This is a genomic window from Sphingomonas sp. P3_C6 (genome assembly GCF_056402595.1).
On sequence record NZ_JBFUHB010000001.1, the window covers coordinates 327203 to 346562 of the forward strand.

General features: G+C 67.7%; 20 protein-coding genes and 1 tRNA gene. 11 read left to right on the forward strand and 10 right to left on the reverse strand.

Features of this window, described 5'->3' with window-relative positions:
* Window positions 1-125 precede the first annotated feature (125 nt).
* Window positions 126-212, reverse strand: a tRNA-Leu gene (locus AC1DT7_RS01595).
* A gap of 113 nt (window positions 213-325) precedes the next feature.
* Here AC1DT7_RS01595 and AC1DT7_RS01600 point away from each other — a divergent pair.
* A complete protein-coding gene (locus AC1DT7_RS01600; RefSeq protein WP_478033762.1) occupies window positions 326-1729 on the forward strand; it encodes an MATE family efflux transporter in 1404 nt (467 codons plus the stop codon).
* On the opposite strand, the gene AC1DT7_RS01605 is transcribed toward AC1DT7_RS01600, so the two are convergent.
* Window positions 1680-2453: a zinc-ribbon domain-containing protein gene (locus AC1DT7_RS01605; RefSeq protein ID WP_478033764.1), complete on the reverse strand. Its 774-nt coding sequence runs from the start codon at window positions 2451-2453 to the stop codon at window positions 1680-1682. The two genes, AC1DT7_RS01600 and AC1DT7_RS01605, sit on opposite strands and share 50 nt — an antisense overlap.
* 176 nt (window positions 2454-2629) lie before the next feature.
* Between AC1DT7_RS01605 and ftsE the strand changes: the two genes are divergently transcribed.
* The 4 genes from ftsE to AC1DT7_RS01625 are packed head-to-tail and all read left to right on the forward strand — an operon-like array spanning window position 2630 to window position 5449.
* Window positions 2630-3343 carry a cell division ATP-binding protein FtsE gene (ftsE, locus tag AC1DT7_RS01610; protein ID WP_478033765.1) on the forward strand — a complete coding sequence of 238 codons (714 nt, stop codon included), beginning with the start codon at window positions 2630-2632 and terminating at the stop codon, window positions 3341-3343.
* On the forward strand, window positions 3340-4233 hold the full coding sequence (locus AC1DT7_RS01615) for a cell division protein FtsX (protein ID WP_478033766.1): 894 nt from the start codon (window positions 3340-3342) through the stop codon (window positions 4231-4233). The genes ftsE and AC1DT7_RS01615 overlap by 4 nt, the downstream gene beginning before the upstream one ends.
* Window positions 4230-4766 (forward strand): YdcF family protein, encoded by a 537-nt coding sequence (locus AC1DT7_RS01620; protein ID WP_478033767.1) that lies wholly within the window; start codon window positions 4230-4232, stop codon window positions 4764-4766. The genes AC1DT7_RS01615 and AC1DT7_RS01620 overlap by 4 nt, the downstream gene beginning before the upstream one ends.
* Entirely contained in the window at window positions 4763-5449 is a 687-nt protein-coding gene (locus AC1DT7_RS01625; protein ID WP_478033769.1) for a lysophospholipid acyltransferase family protein, read from the forward strand. Before AC1DT7_RS01620 ends, AC1DT7_RS01625 begins: the two co-directional genes overlap by 4 nt.
* Window positions 5450-5455: 6 nt before the next feature.
* On the opposite strand, the gene AC1DT7_RS01630 is transcribed toward AC1DT7_RS01625, so the two are convergent.
* Window positions 5456-6364, reverse strand: coding sequence for a prephenate/arogenate dehydrogenase family protein (locus AC1DT7_RS01630; protein ID WP_478033770.1), 909 nt, complete (start codon window positions 6362-6364; stop codon window positions 5456-5458).
* A 106-nt stretch (window positions 6365-6470) separates the two neighbouring features.
* Between AC1DT7_RS01630 and AC1DT7_RS01635 the strand changes: the two genes are divergently transcribed.
* From AC1DT7_RS01635 to AC1DT7_RS01655, 5 genes are all read left to right on the forward strand, one after another.
* The gene (locus AC1DT7_RS01635) at window positions 6471-8024 is read left to right on the forward strand and encodes a flavin monoamine oxidase family protein (protein ID WP_478033772.1); all 1554 of its coding nucleotides are present in this window, start codon (window positions 6471-6473) and stop codon (window positions 8022-8024) included.
* A 56-nt stretch (window positions 8025-8080) separates the two neighbouring features.
* Window positions 8081-9202 (forward strand): homoserine O-acetyltransferase MetX, encoded by a 1122-nt coding sequence (gene metX, locus AC1DT7_RS01640; RefSeq protein ID WP_478033773.1) that lies wholly within the window; start codon window positions 8081-8083, stop codon window positions 9200-9202.
* Window positions 9202-9639: a GNAT family N-acetyltransferase gene (locus AC1DT7_RS01645; RefSeq protein ID WP_478033775.1), complete on the forward strand. Its 438-nt coding sequence runs from the start codon at window positions 9202-9204 to the stop codon at window positions 9637-9639. The genes metX and AC1DT7_RS01645 overlap by 1 nt, the downstream gene beginning before the upstream one ends.
* A complete protein-coding gene (gene metW / locus AC1DT7_RS01650) occupies window positions 9632-10222 on the forward strand; it encodes a methionine biosynthesis protein MetW (RefSeq protein ID WP_478033777.1) in 591 nt (196 codons plus the stop codon). The genes AC1DT7_RS01645 and metW overlap by 8 nt, the downstream gene beginning before the upstream one ends.
* Before the next feature lie 62 nt (window positions 10223-10284).
* Window positions 10285-10695, forward strand: a complete 411-nt coding sequence (locus tag AC1DT7_RS01655; RefSeq protein WP_478033778.1) for a response regulator — start codon at window positions 10285-10287, stop codon at window positions 10693-10695.
* Here AC1DT7_RS01655 and AC1DT7_RS01660 read toward each other — a convergent pair.
* From AC1DT7_RS01660 to AC1DT7_RS01685, 6 genes are all read right to left on the reverse strand, one after another.
* Window positions 10682-12229, reverse strand: coding sequence for a sensor histidine kinase (locus AC1DT7_RS01660; protein ID WP_478033780.1), 1548 nt, complete (start codon window positions 12227-12229; stop codon window positions 10682-10684). The genes AC1DT7_RS01655 and AC1DT7_RS01660 overlap by 14 nt on opposite strands.
* 23 nt (window positions 12230-12252) lie before the next feature.
* Window positions 12253-12807, reverse strand: a complete 555-nt coding sequence (gene ssb / locus AC1DT7_RS01665; protein ID WP_478033781.1) for a single-stranded DNA-binding protein — start codon at window positions 12805-12807, stop codon at window positions 12253-12255.
* Between the two features lie 10 nt (window positions 12808-12817).
* On the reverse strand, window positions 12818-14677 hold the full coding sequence (gene feoB / locus AC1DT7_RS01670; protein ID WP_478033782.1) for a ferrous iron transporter B: 1860 nt from the start codon (window positions 14675-14677) through the stop codon (window positions 12818-12820).
* A gap of 25 nt (window positions 14678-14702) precedes the next feature.
* A complete protein-coding gene (locus AC1DT7_RS01675; RefSeq protein WP_478033783.1) occupies window positions 14703-14996 on the reverse strand; it encodes a FeoA family protein in 294 nt (97 codons plus the stop codon).
* A 66-nt stretch (window positions 14997-15062) separates the two neighbouring features.
* The gene (locus AC1DT7_RS01680) at window positions 15063-15743 is read right to left on the reverse strand and encodes a COQ9 family protein (RefSeq protein WP_478033784.1); all 681 of its coding nucleotides are present in this window, start codon (window positions 15741-15743) and stop codon (window positions 15063-15065) included.
* A gap of 1 nt (window position 15744) precedes the next feature.
* Window positions 15745-16674 (reverse strand): DMT family transporter, encoded by a 930-nt coding sequence (locus tag AC1DT7_RS01685; protein ID WP_478033785.1) that lies wholly within the window; start codon window positions 16672-16674, stop codon window positions 15745-15747.
* A 57-nt stretch (window positions 16675-16731) separates the two neighbouring features.
* On the opposite strand from AC1DT7_RS01685, the gene AC1DT7_RS01690 reads away from it, so the two are divergent.
* Entirely contained in the window at window positions 16732-17820 is a 1089-nt protein-coding gene (locus AC1DT7_RS01690; RefSeq protein WP_478033787.1) for an alkene reductase, read from the forward strand.
* 122 nt (window positions 17821-17942) lie between these two features.
* On the opposite strand, the gene AC1DT7_RS01695 is transcribed toward AC1DT7_RS01690, so the two are convergent.
* The gene (locus AC1DT7_RS01695) at window positions 17943-19322 is read right to left on the reverse strand and encodes a cytochrome P450 (RefSeq protein WP_478033789.1); all 1380 of its coding nucleotides are present in this window, start codon (window positions 19320-19322) and stop codon (window positions 17943-17945) included.
* Window positions 19323-19360: the final 38 nt, after the last annotated feature.

The following is a 19360-nucleotide window of genomic DNA, read 5'->3' on the forward strand; positions in this document are numbered from 1 at the left end:
AGTTGCAGAACGCCACTGTAGCGCGGACGATCCAGCGTTGCCAAAGCAAAGCTTCGGAAGGACGCCTCGCCAAAACAAGCTTTTGGGGCGCCCGAAGGCGAATCCGACAAAGAAACGGAAAAAAGTGGTGCGGCCGAGAAGACTCGAACTTCCACGGGCTTTCGCCCACAACGACCTCAACGTTGCGCGTCTACCAGTTCCGCCACGGCCGCACGTGAAACACCGCCGGCAATCCCCGGCAGCTGGTAGGCGAGCGCCCCTAGCAAGGCATTGCGGCGATGGCAACTGCTCTATCCACTGTCCGGTTCGATCGTTAGCAGGGCGCATGCCCGGCCCCACCCTGTCTTATCCTATCGGACCCTCTCCGATCTTTGGGGAGACCCGGCGAATCCTCGCGCTCGCCTGGCCGGTGATGCTGACCAGCCTCAACTGGACGATCCTGCACGTTACCGACGTGGTGGTGGTCGGGCTGGCCGGCACCGAGGAGGTGGCGGCGCTCGGTGCGAGTCGGTCCTTGACCTTCGTCGCGATCGTGGCCGGGCTGGCCGCGCTTTCGGGCGTGCTGGTCCAGGCCTCACGCGCCGATGGCGCGGGCGACCTGAAACGCACCGGGGCGGTGTTGCGTGAAGGGCTGTTGCTTGCGCTGGTGCTCGGCACGGTCGCCGCGCTTGTCCTGTTGCTGTTCGCGGCGCCGATGCTCTCCGGCATGGGCGTCGCCGACGAGCTAGTGCCACGCTCGTCGCGGGTCGTGCAGGTCATGGCGCTCTGCTTCCCGTTCCAGCTGATCATCGTCGCGGCCAGCTTCTTTCTCGAAGGCGTCAGTCGTCCGCGCCGGGTGACGACGGTCAATCTCGCGATCCTGCCGATCAATGCACTACTCGCCTGGGCGCTGTCGGGTGGGCATCTCGGCCTGCCGGCGCTTGGTGCCGTCGGGGCGGCGATGGCGACCGCCATCGCGTCGGCGATCGGTGCGGTCGGCATGGTCTGCGCCGTCTGGACCCTGCCGCGGGCAAAACTGCGCGGTGTGCACGACCTGTCGCTTGCCGCCTGGCGCGGCGTGCCGGCGGGGGCGGCGCGGCTCGCGGCGTTCGGCCTGGTGCCGGCGATCGCCTCGGGGCTGGAGCTTGCCGGCTTCTCCATCCTGATCGCGCTGTCCACCCGGCTCGGCGACCCGGTCGCCCATGCCTTCCAGATCGTGTTCGCGATCCACAACGTCACCTTCTCCGTCGCGCTCGGGCTGGGATCGGCGGCGGGCGTGCGGGTCGGCAATGCGGTCGGCGAAGGCGTGCCGGGACAGGCCTTTCCGCGCACGATGATCGCCGCCTCGGTCGCGGCGATGCTGACCGGGCTCCTCGCGCTGTTGCTGGTGTTCGGAAATGCCGGGGTCGTCGCGCTGTTTCCGGCGACGGACGAGGTGCACCGGCTCGCGCTGGCGATGGTGCCCTTATGGGCGCCGTTCATCCTGTTCGACGGGGTGCAGGTGGTGTTCGTCTATGCGCTGCGCTCGCTGGGCGACCAGGTGGTGGCCGGGGGCAACAGCGTCATCGCCTTTTTCCTGGTGACGGGCGGCGCCGGCTGGTGGCTGATCCAGCTCGGCTGGGGGCTGACCGGGCTGGTCTATGCCTCGGGCATCGGCATGGTCGCCGCCACGCTGCTGCATGGCAGCCGCTTCCTGCTGGTCAGTTGGCGGATTCGCCGGAGAAGCTCAGCACCAGCTGCTTCGAATTGACCGGCACATCCAGCTTGGCGCTGTTGAATTCGACCGCGCCGCGGGGCGGCAGCGACACCGTTTCCGGCCTGATCGTCCAGCTATAGACCAGCCGGTTCTGCGCATCCTTCAGCTCGACCCGGATGTCGGGCACATGCTGGCGCTGATCGGTCGGGTTCACCACCTTGCCGCTGACCGCGAACATCTCGCTGCCATTGGCCAGGTCGCGCCGGTCGATCGGGTTGTTGACGATCTTCAGCGGGGTCGGCGGGGTGCCGATGGGCAGGCCGAACTGCTGGGCGAGGCCCGGGGCGCCCGAATAGAGGATGGCGGCCACCCCGACCAGCATGGCGAGTCCGGCGGCGACGGCGATCATGGTCCAGCGCCGCGCCGGGTTGCGGCGCGGGCGAAACGGCGGTTGATGGGCGAAGGCGTCATAGTCCGGCGCGGTGCCCGGCGGGGCGATCTCGACGTCGGGTGGGGCTGGGGGTGGGGCTGGGGGTGGGGGTGGCGATGGTGGCGGCGGTGCCGGGGACACAGCGGGCGGCGCGGCCGTGACCTGCGACACTACCGGCTGTGAAGAGGTGGTGACGTCTGCTTCGGCGCGGGCGACCAGATCGAGCACCTGGCCTGCCTGGAACCAGCTATGCTTGCAGCTCGCGCATCGCACGGTCCGTCCTTCGGGCCCGATCGCCGAATCGGGTACGAGGTAACGGGTCCGGCATTGAGTGCATTCGAGGATCATCGTTGGCCGCTTCCGCCGCCGCGGATCGCGCGGCGCCTGTCCCGAATCTAAGCACGCACCGGACACCTAAGGCAAGTCTTTCAGGCCGATGACGCCACTCCCGCGCTTGTGGCGCGCGCCCCGAACGTGCGATGGCGGGGAGTGGGGCATCAGTAGAAGCGAGTGTTGCGCCGGTAATGGCGAATATCGTCCAGTTCGAGAATGTGGGGCTGCGCTACGGCACTGGCCAGGAGACGCTGTCCGACGTCAGCTTCACGCTGTCGGCCGGCTCCTTCTATTTCCTGACCGGGACGAGCGGCGCCGGCAAGACCTCCCTGCTGAAGCTCCTCTATCTGGCGCAGCGCCCGACGCGCGGCCTCATCCGGCTGTTCGGCGAGGACGCGGTGACGCTGCCCCGCAAGAGACTGCCCGGGTTTCGCCGGCGGATCGGTGTCGTGTTCCAGGACTTCCGGCTCGTCCCGCATCTGTCCGCCTATGACAATATCGCGCTGCCGCTGCGCGTGTCGGGTGTGCCCGAAAACGATGTCGAGGCGCCGGTGCGCGAGATGCTCGCCTGGGTCGGCCTGTCCGACCGGGTCGATGCCAAGCCGCCGACCCTGTCCGGCGGCGAGCAGCAGCGCGTGGCGATCGCGCGCGCGGTGATCGGCCGGCCCGAGATCCTCGTCGCGGACGAGCCGACCGGCAACGTCGATCCTGACATGGCCGAACGGCTGCTTCACCTGTTCGAGTCGCTCAACCGGCTCGGCACCACCGTCGTGGTCGCGACTCATGACTTCCACCTGATCGGCCGGATTCCCAACGCGCATATGATGCGGCTCGACAAGGGGCGGCTGCTCGATCCGACCGGATCGCTGCGGTTCCCGCCCGTGGCCGCCGAGTCGCACGGATGAGCGTCCGGCTGATCCCCTCGGCCGCCGACCGGCGCCTGCTCGACGAGAGCAAGGGCACGCGGGCGATGATGTGGATCATGGCGATCATGCTGTTCCTGACGGTGCTCGCCGGGGCGCTTGGGCTCGGCACGCTGAGCGCGGCGACGCTGCTCGACCGGCAGCTTGCGGGGCGGCTGACGGTGCAGATCGTCGAGCCGGCCGATCGCGCGCGCGAAGACCAGACGGTCAAGGCGCTCGCCGCGCTGCGCGGCCTGCCCGAGGTGTCGCGCGCGGTGGAGGTGAACCGCGCCGAGCTTGCCAGGCTGCTCGGCCCCTGGCTCGGGCCGGACGGCGCCGATCCCGATTTGCCGGTGCCGGCGATGATCGATGTCGACCTGGGCAGCACCGGCAACGCATCGGTGACCCGGGTGACGAACGCGGTCCGGGCGGTCGCGCCGGCCGCGCGGGTCGACCGGCATGAAAGCTGGATGTCGCCGGTCAGCAATTTCATGAACATGGTGACCTGGCTCGCCGCCGGGCTGGTCGCGCTGATGGCGGCGGCCACCGGTGCGGTGGTGATCCTCGCCGCGCGCGCGGGGCTCGAGACCCACCGCGAGACGATCGAGGTGCTGCACATGCTCGGCTCTACCGACGTCCAGGTCGCGCGGCTGTTCCAGCGGCGGATCGCGCTCGATACGTTGTTCGGCGGGGCGCTGGGCACCCTGGTTGCGGCCGGCATGATCGTGCTGGTGGGGATCCAGCTCGCGACGCTCGGGTCGGACCTGCTCGGCGGCCTGCAACTCTCGACGCGCGACTGGCTGCTGCTCGCGCTGCTGCCGATCGCCTTTGCCCTGCTCGCCACCTGTGCGGCGCGGCTTGCCGTGCTCGGTGCGCTGAGGCGTATCCTGTGATCGTGCGGATCCTCGGCACGCTGGCGCTGCTCTGGGCGGCGGGGTTCGCGCTGTTCCTGCTCGCCATGCCCAAGCCGCTGGAGAATGCGAAGACCGACGCGATCGTGGTGCCGACCGGCGGCGCGGGGCGGATCGATCGCGGTATCGCGGTGCTGAAGGCGCATGGGGCGAAGCGCATGCTGGTGACCGGCGTCGCGCCGGAGGTCCGGCCGGGCGAGCTCGCGCACGAATATCGCGAGGCGCCGTCGCTGTTCGCCTGCTGCATCGATCTCGGCCGCGAGGCGGTGGATACCCGCTCCAATGCCGAGGAGACCGCCGACTGGGTGAAGACCCACCAGTATAAATCGGTGCGGCTGGTGACGTCGGACTGGCATCTGGCGCGGGCGCGGCTCGAGCTGACCAACGCGCTGGACGACGATGTGGTGGTGCTGGGCGACGGCGTGCCGAGCCATCCGCGCTTCGGCCTGCTCGTCGCCGAGTATAACAAGCTGCTGCTCAGGCGGGTCGCATTGTGGGTGGGGATCGGCGCATGACCTGGCTACGGACGATCCTGTTCATGATCGTCTTCTACGGCATCTCCGTGCCGATCGTGCTGCTGACGCCGGTCACGGCGCTGTTCGGCCGCAAGGCGCTGATCGTGCACACCCATATCTGGACGAAGTTCCATGGCTGGGCGACCGAGCATATCCTCGGCATCCATCGGCGGATCGAGGGCGAGTTGTTCGCCGACGGCCCGGTGATCTACGCCGCCAAGCATCAGGCGATGTACGAGACGCTCGAGCTCGGGCGGCTGCTGCACACCCCGGCGATCGTGATGAAGCAGGAGCTTGCCTCGATCCCGGTCTGGGGCTGGGCGGCGCGGCGGTACGGCGTGATCGTCGTCGATCGCGAGGCCTCGGCGGGCGCGCTCAGGCGCATGGTGCGCGAGGGCCAGACCGAGCTGAAGCTCGGCCGGTCGATCCTGATCTTCCCGGAGGGAACGCGCGTTCCGCCGGGCGAGCAGCCGCCGCTCCGCGCCGGTTTTGCCGGGCTCTACCAGATGCTCAAGATACCGGTGATCCCGGTCGCGATCGACAGCGGCAAGGTCTGGCCGAAGCATGGGCCGAAGCTGCCCGGCACCGTGACCTTCCGGTTCGGCGAACCCATTCCCCCCGGCCTGCCCCGCGCCGAGGTGGAGCGCCGGGTGCACGAGGCGATCAACGCGCTCGACGTTTAGGGTCGGTCAGTCGTGGGTGCGGCCGAAATCGGGGGCCGGATCGTCCTGGCCCTGCTCGATGATGTTGCGCCGGACCGCCCGGGTCCGGGTGAACAGGTCGAACAGTTCGTCGCCCTTGCCCCAGCGGATCGCGCGCTGCAGCGCCGACAGATCCTCGGAAAAGCGCTGGAGCATGTCGAGCACCGCCTCGCGATTGGCGAGGAACACGTCGCGCCACATGGTCGGGTCCGACGCGGCGATGCGGGTGAAGTCGCGGAAGCCGCCGGCCGAGTATTTGATCACCTCGCTGCGCGTCACTTCCTCCATGTCGGAAGCGGTGCCGACGATGGTGTAGGCGATGAGATGCGGCAGATGGCTGGTGATGGCGAGCACGCGGTCGTGATGGCCGGGCTCCATCGTCTCGACCTCGGCACCGAGCCGGCGCCAGAATTCGCTGACCCGCTCGACCGCGACCGGATTTGCGCCCTCGGGCGGCGTGACGATGCACCAGCGCTTGTGGAACAAGGTCGCGAAGCCCGCCTCGGGCCCGCTATGCTCCGTGCCGGCCACCGGATGCGCCGGGACGACGGTCGCGCCGGGCAGCACCCTGGCCAGCGCGCGGACGACGTCCTCCTTGCACGAGCCCACATCGCTGACGACGGCATCGGCGGGCAGGTCGGCGGCGATCTCTTCCCCGACGGTGCCCATCGCACCGACGGGCACGCACAGGATGACCAGGTCGGCATCGATCACCGACGCGCCGGCCGTGTCGGTGATGTCGTCGAACAGCTGGAGCCGGTCGGCGATCGCGCGCACGTCGCCATCGGCATCATAGCCGGTCAGGCGCACCGTCGGCATCTGGGCGCGGACGGCACGGGCGATCGACGATCCGATCAGGCCTATGCCGATGATGGTGATACGGGCGAAGGGCAACATGGCCGCCCGCATGGCTCAAGGCCGGGGTTTAGGCAAGGTTCCGCTAAGGCACGCTGACGCTCGGCCGTACTCCTGCTAGGGAACGGCGAAATGGGGGGATGGCCGAATGCGGGGCAGTGCGACTTTCTGGGGGGCGCTGGAGGCGGCGCGCCGGATGAATCTGGCGGCGGCGGGGGAGAAGCCACCGATCGCGGGATCGCCGGGCGTGAGCCGCCGCGCGTTGCTCAAGGCGATCGGCGCCGCGGGCCTCGTCACCGCCCTGCCCCGCCCGCTGCGTGCTGCGCCGCTCCACGGGCCAGTCGCGATCGTGGGCGGCGGCATCGCCGGGCTCACCGCTTTGTGGCACCTCACCCAGGCCGGTATCGATGCGCGCATCTATGAAGCGCGGCCGCGGCTCGGCGGGCGCATGTTCACCCACAAGCCGGCCGACGGCGTGCCGATGGAAATCGGCGGCCAGCTCGTCAACACCGACCATGACGACATGCACAAGCTGGCCAAGGCCTTCGGCATCGGCCTGATCGACCGCAAGGGGGAGGCGCACCGGACGATGGTGCTTGCCAACGGCACGGTGTTGTCGCCAGCCGCGCTGGCTGAAGGGCTCCGCCCGATCGCCGCGCAGATCGCGCTGGATTCGGACCGGCTCGACAAGGATTACGACCGCACCGCGCGCGCGCTCGATCGCCTGTCGATCAGCGGGTATCTCGACAACCATGCGGACAAGCTGCCCCAGCCCTGGGTACGCCAGCTCATGGAGGCGACCAGCCGGACCGAATATGGCGTCGAGCCAGGCCAGGCCTCGGCGATCGAACTGATCTTCAACCTGCCCACGGTCGATGGCGAGCGGGTCGATGTGCTCAGCCATAGCGACGAACGATATCTGATCCAGGGTGGCAGCGGCGCGTTGATCGCCGCGATGCAGGCGACGCTCGGCGACCGGATCGAGACCGGCAAGCGCCTGCTCAGGATCGACACCGAGGGCGCCGGTACACGACTGACCTTCCTCGACGGCACTTCGGTGAGCGCAGGGGCGGTGATCGTCGCGGTGCCCGCGCCGCTGACGCGCCAGATCGATTTCCGCGTGCCCCTGCCCCCCTTGTGGCGCCGCTTCATCGCGGAGGTCGATCTCGGCCATAACGAGAAGGTCCAGGCCGTCATGACGTCACGTCCCTGGGAGGGGCCGTTGGGGCGCGGGGGCGAGCTGTGGCAGACCGACGCGTCGGCCGGCGCGGCGCTTGGCTGGGACGGTGGCATCCGACCCTCCGGCGATGCCGGCAGCGTCTGGACCTGGTTCCTCGGCGGCGACGAGGTCGAGGCGGCCGCTGCGGCCGACCCCGTCGGGCTCGCGCGCGGCTTTGCCGGCATGGCCGAGGGCGGCGTGCCCGGCTTCGGTGCCGCGATGAGCGGCGTGGTACGGCGCACCGGCTGGCACCGCGATCCGCTGACGCTGGGCGCGTATGTCAATTTCCGCCCCGGCCAGCTCACCCGCTTCGGCGAACTGATCTGGGTCGAGGGCGAGAGCGGACCGAAGCATCATGCCCTGTCGGGCCGCCTGCAATTCGCCGGCGAACATCTGTCGGATGCCTATCCGGGCTATATGAACGGTGGCGCGCAGACCGGGCGGATGGCGGCGCAGGCGATCATGGCGGTGCACCACGGTTGAGAGGCTCCTGAACGGGCCGCTTGAACGGTGGGGCATGGCGGCCTAACGCCCGATCAATGTCGGACGATACGCGTTTCGGGCTCAATCGCCGCGTCACCCTGCCCGGGCCATTGAAGCTCGACGGCGGTGCGCTGCTGTCGCCGGTCGACATCGCCTATGAAACCTATGGCACGCTCGCGGCCGATGGCGGCAACGCGATCCTGATCTGCCACGCGCTGACCGGCGACCAGAATGTCGCGAGCAACCATCCGATCACCGGCAAGCCCGGCTGGTGGACCCGGCTGGTCGGCCCCGGCAAGCCGGTCGATCCGGAACGCCACTTCATCATCTGCAGCAACGTGATCGGCGGCTGCACCGGCTCGTCGGGCCCGGCGACGGTCAACCCCGCGACCGGCAAGCCCTGGGGCATGACCTTCCCGGTCATCACCATCCGCGACATGGTGCGCGCCCAGGCGATGCTGCTCGACCATCTCGGCGTCGAGACGCTTGCCGCGGTGATCGGCGGGTCGATGGGCGGCATGCAGGCGCTGAGCTGGTCGGCGACCTTCCCGGACCGGGTCAGGGCGGCGCTCGTCATCGCCTCGGCCGCGCGGCACACCGCGCAGAACATCGCCTTTCACGAGGTCGGCCGACAGGCGGTGATGGCCGATCCGAACTGGCGCAGCGGCGAGTATTACGAGACGGGCGATCCCCCTGCGGCCGGCCTCGCCGTCGCGCGCATGGCGGCGCATATCACCTATCTGTCGGAAGCCGGCCTTACCGAGAAATTCGGCCGTCGCCTGCAGACGCGGAACGCCAAGAGCTTCGGCTTCGACGCCGATTTCCAGGTGGAGAGCTATCTGCGCCACCAGGGGATCAGCTTCGTCGACCGGTTCGACGCCAATTCCTATCTCTACATTACCCGGGCCACCGATTATTTCGACCTGGCGGAGGAACATGGCGGGTTGCTCGCCAACGCCTTCCGGGGGAGCAAGGCGCGATTCTGCCTGATCAGCTTCGATACCGACTGGCTCTATCCCACGTCTGAATCGCGCGCGATCGTCCATGCGCTCAACGCGGCGGGGGCGCCCGTCAGTTTCGTCGAGCTCAACAGCCCGTTCGGCCATGATGCCTTCCTGCTCGATTCGCCCGGCATGAACCGGGTGATCGATGGCTTTCTGCGGGCGGGGCAGCATTGATGCATGCCGATTATCGCCTGTCCGACGATCCGGCCCTGCTGCAGATCGACGCGATCCACGCCTATCTGACGCGCAGCTACTGGTCGCCAGGCATCGGTCGCGATCTCGTCGCACGGGCGATCCGGGGCTCGCATTGCGTCGGGGTCTATCGTCTCGCCGATGGCGCCCAGATCGGCTTTGCCCGCGTGATCACCGATCACGCGACCTTTGCGCATCTCGCCGATGTCTATGTGCTCGAAGAGCATCAGGGCAAGGGTGTGGCCACGGCCATACTCGGCTATTTCCAGGCGCACCCGGAGTTACAGCGGCTGCGGCGCTGGACGCTCAATACGCTCGACGCGCACAGCCTGTATGAGCGGCATGGCTGGACCCGCATCACCGGCCCCTTCATGCAGCGCCACGATCCCGATGCCTCTCGGGAGCCGTCGCATGGCTGATCTCCGTCCGGACCTCGCCATCATCGCCGACAATGTCGCGCCGGGGAGCCGGGTGCTCGATGTCGGGTGCGGCGACGGGGCGCTGATGGCTGCCTTGCGCGATGCCAAGGGTGTCGATGCGCGCGGGCTCGAGCTCGATTCTGGCAATGTCGCCGCCGCCGTCTCGCGCGGGCTGTCGGTGATCCAGGGCGATGCCGATTCGGATCTGGCGGGCTATCCCGAGGCGAGCTTCGACTATGCGATCCTCAGCCAGACGCTGCAGACGACCCGGCGGCCGGACATGGTGCTCGATCACCTGCTCCGGATCGGCCGGCGCGCTTTCGTATCCTTCCCGAACTTCGCCCATTGGCGCGGGCGTACGTCGCTGATGTGGGGCGGGCGCATGCCGGTGACCCGCCTGCTGCCCGAACAATGGTATGACACGCCCAACATCCATCATGTCACGATCGACGATTTCCGGAGCTTCGTGAAGGATCGCGGAATCACCGTCGAAGGAGCCTGGTTCCTGTCGGGCGACAAGCGGACGACCTCGGCTGCGGCCAATTTCTTCGCCGAGCACGCGGTGTTCCTGCTGAAGAGTTGATTTCGATCAAGGAACCTTTGGCATGTTCCGACTGTTGGGCGGCATGAAGATTCGAGGAATCAATGTCCACCACCGCCCTTATTGTCGAAGATGAGATTTTCGTGGCGCTCGATCTCGAGCGAATCCTGACCGATGCCGGCTATCATGTGAAGGCGATCGCGGCCGATCGTCTCGGTGCGATCGAGGCGGCTCACGACTGTCACTTCGCGCTTGTCGACGTGAATCTACGCGACGGCCCGACCGGCCCCGATCTCGCCGCGACGCTGGCGCGCGATTACGGCGTGAAGGTTATTTTCGTCACGGCCAATCCGTCGCAGATCGGCGCGGCCAACGGCGCGCTCGGCTATATCCGCAAACCCTTTTCGGAGGCCGCGATCCTGGCCGCCGCAGCGATGGCAAGCGCCGGCACGCCGCATGGCGATGCCGCCAATGACGATCTGGTGCTGCTCGACCGCGAGATCAGCGGCGGCTGAACGCCCGTAACGGCACGCCGATCGTCACGACCAGTCCTTCCGGCCGCCAGTCGCGTGCGATGGTGCCGCCAAGCTGGCGAACGGCGCTCATCTCCATCAGCTGCGAGCCGAAGCCCGCCATCGCATCGGGCGAGATCACCGGCGGCCCGCCGGTCTCGGTCCAGCGCAGCGTGATGCCAGTGTCAGCGGTGGTGATATCGAGCGCGATGCGCCCGCTATCATTGACCAGCGCGCCATATTTGGTCGCGTTGGTCGCAAGCTCGTGGAACAGCAAAGCGAGCGGTGTCGCCGAGCGGTCGTCGATCTCGACATCGCTGCCGCTGATCGCGATCCGCGCCAGGTCCGCCGACTGATAGGGCCGGAACAGCTCGCCGAGCAGGCCGTGCAGGCTGTTCTGCGAGACCGCGGGCCGCGAATTCGCGCTGTGGGGCCGGACGAAGTCGTGCGCGCGGCCGAGCGCCGTGATGCGTTCGCGCAGATCTTCGGCGACGCCCGTCAGTTCGGGTTTGGAGCGCGCGGCGAAGCCCACCAGGCCGGCGATCACCGCGAAGATATTCTTGATGCGGTGGCTCAGCTCCTGGGTGATGACCTCGCGTTCCTCGCTCGCCTGTTTCTGCTCGTGCACATCGGTGCAGGTGCCGAACCAGCGGACGATCGCGCCCGAATCGTCGCGCAGCGGCAGCGCCCGGCCAAGCGTCCAGCGATAGTCGCCATCGGCGCGGCGCAGGCGGTATTCGATCTGATAAGGATCGCCCGTCGCCAGCGAGTGGCGCCATGCCTCCCAGGCGTGGGGCTGGTCCTCCGGATGGAACATGCCGTTCCATTCCTCGCCGTCGGTCGATCCTTCGGGCATGCCGGTGAACTCGTACCAGCGCGCATTGTAATAGTCGTGATAGCCGTCGGGCAGGGTCGACCAGACCATCTGCGGCATGGCATCGGCGAGCACGCGAAAGCGGTTATGGCTTTCGGTGAGCGCGCGGTGCGACGCATTCTCGGTCTCGCGCCAGGCAGCGGCGTCGCGGCTGTCACGCAACCGCGCCATCACCGCCTCCGCCAGGGTCAGCAGGCCCTGGCGCTGGAGTGGCGTCAATCCGTCGCGCGGCTTTGCGTCGATCACGCACAGCGAGCCGAGTGGCGTACCGTCGTCCGCAACGAGCGGCGCGCCCGCATAAAAGCGGATGTTCGGGTCCCCGGTGACGAGCGGATTGTCGGAGAAACGCGGGTCGCGGGTCGCGTCGGGCACGACCATGATATCGACGCCGTGCATCGCAAAGGCGCAGAAGCTGGTTTCGCGCGGCGTTTCGGTCGCCTCCAGTCCGGTACGGGCAATGAAGGTCTGGCGCCGTTCCTCGACCAGGCTGACCAGCGCGATCGGCGCCTCGCACAGGGCGGCGGCGAAATCGGTGATCTGGCTCAGCCCGTCATGATCACGAAGCGATTCGATATCGTGCGTCGCGAGCGCCTCGGTACGAGCCGCTTCGTCGATCAGCCAGCCTGACGGGACGGCCGAATTGGCCGAAGAATTGTCGATCATGACGGCATGAACGCCCGAACCGCTCAGAAGGGCACGTCGTCGTCGAGATCGTCCGCAAAGCTGCTGCTGCCGCGATTGGCCGGTGCCCCGCCACCACGGCTCGCGCCGCCGCCAAAGCCACCGGACGACGATCCGCCGCCGAAATCCTCATTGCCGCCGAAATCGTCGCGCTGGCCGCCGCCAAAGCCGCCGCCGCCGCCCGATGCGCCACCGCCTGATCCGCCGCCGGGGCCGTCGAGCATGGTCAGCACGGCGTTGAAGCCCTGCAGCACGATCTCGGTCGAATATTTGTCCTGGCCCTGGGCGTCCTGCCACTTACGGGTCTGCAGCGCGCCTTCGATATAGACCTTGCTGCCCTTGCGCAGATAGCGCTCCGCAACGTTTGCCAGACCTTCGCTGAAGATCGCGACCGAATGCCATTCGGTCTTTTCCTTGCGCTCGCCGGTGTTCTTGTCCTTCCACGTGTCGGACGTGGCGATGCGCAGATTCACCACCTTGCCGCCATTCTGGAAGGAGCGGCTTTCGGGGTCGCGCCCCAGATTGCCGACGAGAATGACCTTGTTGACGCTGCCCGCCATATGTTTCTTCCTACAAACCGAGTCCTATAGCGGCCCAGTATGTAGCGCCCGCGGCGACGTATGCCAGCGCGAAGAGATAGCCGACCATGAACAGGGGCCATTTCCAGCCATTGGTCTCCCGCCGCGTGACCGCGATGGTCGAGATGCATTGCGGCGCGAACACGAACCACATCAGGAAAGCGAGTGCGGTGGGCAGGCTCCAGCGGCCGCGCAGCCGGTCGGCGAGCTTGGTCTCGCCCGCCACATCCTCGGGATTGTCGATCGAATAGACGGTGGCGATCGCGCTCACTGCCGCTTCGCGCGCGGCCATCGCCGGCAGCAGGGCGAGCGCGATGTCGTGATTGAAGCCGATCGGCTTCACCACCACCTCGATGCCCGAGGCGATTCGCCCGGCGATCGAATAGTCGCTCTGCTTCTGGCCCGCCGGGGCGACCGGATAGCTCGCCAGCGCCCAGAGCAGCACCACGGTGAGTGCGATGGTGGTGCCGGCGCGCTTCAGGAAGATCAGTGCGCGGCTCCACAGGCCGATCAGCACGTCGCCCAGGCGCGGCCATTGATATTTCGGCATCTCCATCATGAAGCCGGACGACGCGCCTTTGGTCACCGTCCGCCGCAACAGCAGCGCGGCGAAGAAGGCGCCGACGATGCCGAGCACATAGAGGCCGAACATGATCAGCCCCTGCAGCCCGACAAAGGGTAGCACCTTGGTATTGGGAATCAGCGCGCCGATGATCAGCGTATAGACGGGCAGCCGCGCCGAGCAGGTCATCAGCGGGGCGATCAGGATGGTGGTCAGCCGGTCCTTCTCGTCGTCGATCGTGCGCGTCGCCATGATGCCGGGCACGGCACAGGCGAAGCTGGACAGCAACGGAATGAAGGCGCGGCCCGACAGGCCGACCTGCGCCATCAGCCGGTCCATCAGGAAGGCGGCGCGGACCATATATCCCGATGCCTCGAGCACCAGGATGAAGGTGAACAGGATCAGGATCTGCGGCAGGAACACCACCACTGCGCCGACGCCCGCGATGAGGCCGTCGACGAGGAGCGAGCGCAGGAAGCCGTTGGGCAACGCGCTGCCGACGAAGGTGGAGAGCCAGGCAATGCCCGATTCGATCCAGCTGATCGGCGCCTCGGACCAGGCGAACACCGACTGGAACATGACGAACAACAGGCCGAGCAGCAGGATCGGCCCGACGATCGGGTGAAGCGCGATCGCGTCGAGCGCATGGCCCCAGCGCCGGGTTGGCGTTTCGGACAGCGTCGCCGCCACCGCGATCGTCCGCGCGCGGCGCTGCAGGGTGACGATGTCCTCCTGCACGCTGCCGTCGCTCGCGCGCAATTGCTTCGCGGCGCCGTGGACGAGGATGTCGCCGAGCCGGGCCTTGAGATCGTCGAGCCCACGCCGCCTGACCGCGACGGTCGGCACCACCGGCACGCCAAGCTCGCGCGACAGCCGCTCGGGATCGAGGATCAGGCCGTCGCGCTCGGCCAGGTCGAACATGTTGAGCGCGACCACCACCGGCAGGCCAAGCGCGATGAGCTGGAGCGTGAAGCGCAGGTGATTGTCGAGATTGGCGGCGTCCACCACCACGACCAGCGCATCGGGAAGGCGCTCGCCGTCCTGCGTGCCGGTCACCACGTCGCGCGTCACGCGTTCGTCGGGGCTGGAGGGATCGAGGCTATAGGCGCCGGGCAGGTCGACCAGCTCGACCGGTCGGCCATCGGGCAGGGCGAGGCGCCCCGAATGCCGCTCGACCGTGACGCCGGGATAATTGCCGACCTTTTGCCGTGCCCCCGTCAGCGCGTTGAACAGGGCGCTCTTGCCGGCATTGGGGTTGCCGACCAGCGCCACCAATGGCGCAGCGTTCATAAGAGTACCAATAAAAGGCCCGTGTTCACAAACCGGCTGGGTTGTGATCGCCCAGGGAAGGACGCTGGACCGCGATGGGGGAAACATGGATCGCGCCCGCCACGGCACGGCGGAGCGCAACGGTCATACGGCCGATGCGGCAGGCGATCGGGCCCTTGCCGAGCGTAGCCCGGTGAAGCACCTCGACCCCGACACCTTCGTCGAAGCCGAGTTCCCGCAATCGCCGCGCCTCGGGCACGCTCAGCTGCGCCCAGGCGATTCCGGCGACGGTCGCGCGTTGCCGGTGTGGCAGCGATTCGAGGCTGAGGGGCGTTTGCACAGGATCGCAATAAGCGCGCTGCGACTGATTATCAATAACCTGTCGAGCGAATTAGCGACGGGCAGTTCACACCACCGGGTAGCGCAACCGGCCGATGAACCGCGAGAGGCTCGGCCGATGCTCGGTACGCGCGACGAAGCCGGCCTTGGCCTTTTCGAAGCGCATGATCCCCTCGATCCGCCGGCCGAGGAAAGCGCGGGTATCGGCCCAGTCCTCGCTCTCGTCGTCGAGGAACACGGCGATCGTCGCGCCGTACACGCCGGCCAGGATCGTGCGCTTGGTATAATGATTATAGTCGGTCGCCGTGTCGCCCGCGGCGCGCCACATCAGGTCGGCCGCACGCCAGCCAAGCTTCGCGCCGCGCACCAGGTTCTGCGGCATGGCGAGAATCGCCAGCGCCCGGCGCAGCGCCTCGCGGTTCGGCGCAGCCTCGGCCAGCCGCGCCTCGACCAGCGCCGTGATCTTCTGGCGGATCTTCATCGTCGCGAGGCGTTCGGGCGGCAGGGCGGCGGCCATCGCCGCGTCGATCGCGGCGAACCAGGCATCGATCATGTCGACCGGCCCGCCGGGAAAGGCGATCTTCGCGACATCGCGATCGACCCCGGCGGAGTCCGCCGCCGCGTCGCGCGCCGCGTCGTTCCAGCCGTCGAACGCGGCATTGGCGGCAATTAGCGGGGCAAGTGCGGCGCGAACCTCGTCGAGCGTGGGATCCTGGGGCAGGGCGGACATCAGAAGGTCTCCTTGCATCCTATCTAGCCCCGGCCCCGGCCGGTGCAAGCGGCGCGGGCCGGTCGCGCACCAGCACCAGCGCGACGGCGACGAGCACGGCGCCGACCAGATCGGCCGGGCCGAGCCGTTCGTTATAGACGATCCACCCGACCGAGGCGGCGACCGCGGGCTGGACCAGCAGGGCGATGCCGACGACCAGCGGGGAGATCCTGCCCAGCGCATAGATCAGCAGCCCCTGTCCGACCACCTGGCTGACGAGCGCCATGGCGATCAGCGGCGTCCAGTCGTGTGGCCAAATCCGATCGCCCATCGCCAGCGCGATGGCCAGCAGCGGCAGGATGCTCGCGCCCGTCGCCAAAGCGAGCGACGGCAATGACGCCATGCCGTCGCGGATGCGCAGCATGACGACGAGATAGACGGTGTAGAGCAGCCCGGCGAGCAGGCACAGCAGGTCGCCGGTCAGGTTCCTCGGGTCGAGCTGATAGGATCGCCCCATCAGCAGGGCGGCGCCGACCGTGGCCAGCGTCAGCGCGATGCCCTGAAGCCGGGTCGGCAGGGCGCGCGCCGCCAGAAAGCCATAGACCGGGAAGAACAGGGTCGCCGAATTGCCGAACAGCGTGGCGTTGGCCAGGGTCGTCTTCAGGATGCCGATATGCCAGGCGCCGAGATCGGCGGCGAAGCACAGCCCGGCCAGGAGGAACAGCAACGCCAGCCCCCGGCTGATCCGGTGCGGCCGCCAGCCCCCGGCAACGGCCGCGGCGAGCAGGATCGGGGTCGCCAGGGTGATCCGCCAGAAGGCCGAGGCGACCGGCCCGGTATCGGCCAGCCGCACGAACCACGACCCGAAGGCGAGCATGATATTGGCCGCGATCAGTGCGGCGAATGCAAGCCGCGGCGTGCCCGAACTTTGCAGCGGAACAGTTTTTCTTCGAGAAGAGGGCTGGTGCATGCGGCCCCTTAGCGCTCTAAGTCTGGCGCGTCAGGTAGCAAAAGGAAACTCAGTTTCATGCCAAGCCTCTTCGATCCGATTCAGATCGGCGCGATCCATGCGCCCAACCGTGTGCTGATGGCGCCGCTTACCCGCGGCCGCTCGACACGCGACCATGTGCCGCAGCCGCTGATGGGTGACTATTATGCCCAGCGCGCCGGTGCCGGCCTCATCATATCGGAAGCGACGGGCATCTCGCGCCAGGGACTTGGCTGGCCTTTTGCCCCGGGCCTGTGGACCGACGAGCAGACGGAGGCGTGGAAACCGGTCGTCGCCCAGGTCCATGCGGCGGGCGGGCGGATCGTCGCGCAGCTCTGGCATATGGGGCGGATCGTTCATTCGAGCCTGAGCGGTGCGCAGCCCGTATCCTCCTCGGCGACGACCGCGCCGGGCCAGGCGCACACCTATGACGGCAAGCAGGATTATGAGGAGGCGCGGCCGCTCGCGCTGGAGGAGTTCCCCGGCCTGCTCGACGATTATGAGCGCGCGACGCGGAATGCGATCGCCGCCGGGTTCGACGGCGTGCAGATCCATGCGGCGAACGGCTATCTGATCGACCAGTTCCTGCGCGACAATTCCAACTTCCGCGACGATGATTATGGCGGCCATCCGGAGAATCGCGTCCGCCTGCTGCGCGAGGTGACCGAGCGGGTCGCCGGCGTGATCGGCGCCGACCGCACCGGCGTGCGCCTGTCGCCCAACGGCAATTCGCAGGGCGCGAAGGACAGCAATCCGGAAGCCGTGTTCGTGCCCGCCGCGAAGATGCTGGCCGAGATCGGCATCGCCTTTCTCGAACTGCGCGAGCCGGGGCCGGACGGCACTTTCGGCCGGTCCGACCAGCCCAAGCTATCGCCCGATATCCGCCAGGCCTTTTCGGGGCCGCTGGTGCTCAATTCGGATTATCACGGCGAGGATGCGCAGGCGGCGCTCGATTCGGGTGTGGCCGACGCGATCAGCTTCGGCCGTACCTTCCTCGCCAATCCGGACCTGCCGGTACGGCTGCAAAAGGGGGCGCCGCTCAATCCGGACAATATGGCGACCTGGTACAGCCAGGGGCCTGAGGGCTATACCGATTATCCCGCACTGGAAGACGTCGCGGCGGAATAAGGCCTTGTCCCTTCCCCATCCCGCCTGCGGGTTTGGGGGAGGGCCTGTAATCTCGGAGGCGCCTGTCATTCGCGGACAGGCCCTCCCCTGGCCCCTCCCGCAAGCGGGAGGGGGATAGCAGGTCACCTCAGCGGCACGAACCGCAGCGGCAGCCCATCCTTCGGCCGGGGGATGGGCCAGGCCTGCCATTCGGCGCCCGACCCTTCCTCCAGCTCGATCCGGTAGCGGCTCAGCAGCTGCGCCATCAGGATGCGGATCTGCATCGTCGCGAAGTGCAGGCCGATGCACATATGCGCGCCGCCGCCGAACGGCACCCAGGCATATTTGTGCCGGCCCTTGCTCGCCTCGGGCGTGAACCGCATCGGATCGAATATCTGCGGATCGGGCCAATGCTCCGGCATCTTGTGGGTGAAGGCCGGGCTTACGCCCACCGTCGTGCCTGCCGGGATGTGATAGCCCCCGAAATCGAACGCCTTCACCGCCCGCCTGGGTATCGACGGCACCGGCGGCACCAGCCGCAAGGCTTCCTTGAAGGCATATTCGGTCAGCACCAGCCGGTCGAGCTGGCCATAGGGCAGCCCTTCCGCATCGTTGAGGCCCAGCCCGGCGATCTCCTCGCGCAGCCGCTCCTGCCATTCGGGGTGGCGGCCGAGCAGCATGACCAGGCTCGTCGCGGAGGAGGTGATGGTGTCGTGCGCCGCCATCATCAGGAAGTTCATGTGATCGGCAATGGCGTCATCCGACAGCGGCCGGCCGGCATCGTCGGTCGCGCGGCAGAATTGCGAGAAGAAATCATGGCCTTCATCGGCACTGGCCCGCCGCTTCGGGATCTCGCGGCGGAACAGTTCGAACAGATGGGCGCGTGCCTTCACGCCCTTGCGCATCATCGTGCCGGGCAGCGGCACGCGGATCGGCGCGACCGATGCCTGGACCTCGTCGACGAATGCCTGGTTGATCCGGTCCGCCTCCGGGCCGAGCGGCATGCCGAGGAAACTGTCGGCGGCGAGGTCGAGCGTCAGCGCCTTGATCGACTCGTAGAAGTGCAGCGGCCGGTTCGCCCATCCGGTGACGGTACGCGTGATGCCGGCGTTCAGCGCCTCCGCATAATGGCGCATCGGCTCGGGCTTGAACGCGACCGACATCACCTTGCGGTCGGCGCGGTGCTTGTCGAAATCCATCAGCATCAGCCCGCGCGGGAACAGCAGGTTGAGCATCGGACCCCAGCCCTGTTCCGACGAGAAGATCCGGTCGCGGTCGAACAGCACCAGCTCGTTCGCCTCCGCGCCCATCAGCGTGACCGAGGGGCCGCCAAAGGCGTGGTTGCGATAGACCGGGCCATAATGGCGGACCATGTGGTGCCCGAATCCGACCGGGTCGCGCAGCAGCTTCAGCGTGTTGCCGATGAAGGGCAGGCCGTTCTCGCCGGGAATTGCGGCAATGGCGCTAGGATCCTGCCGGGGCAGCCAGTGCGGATTCGCCTTGAAGGTGTGGGCCAACGCCATCGCGGAATCTCCTTACTTACATCAGTATAAGTAAGGGT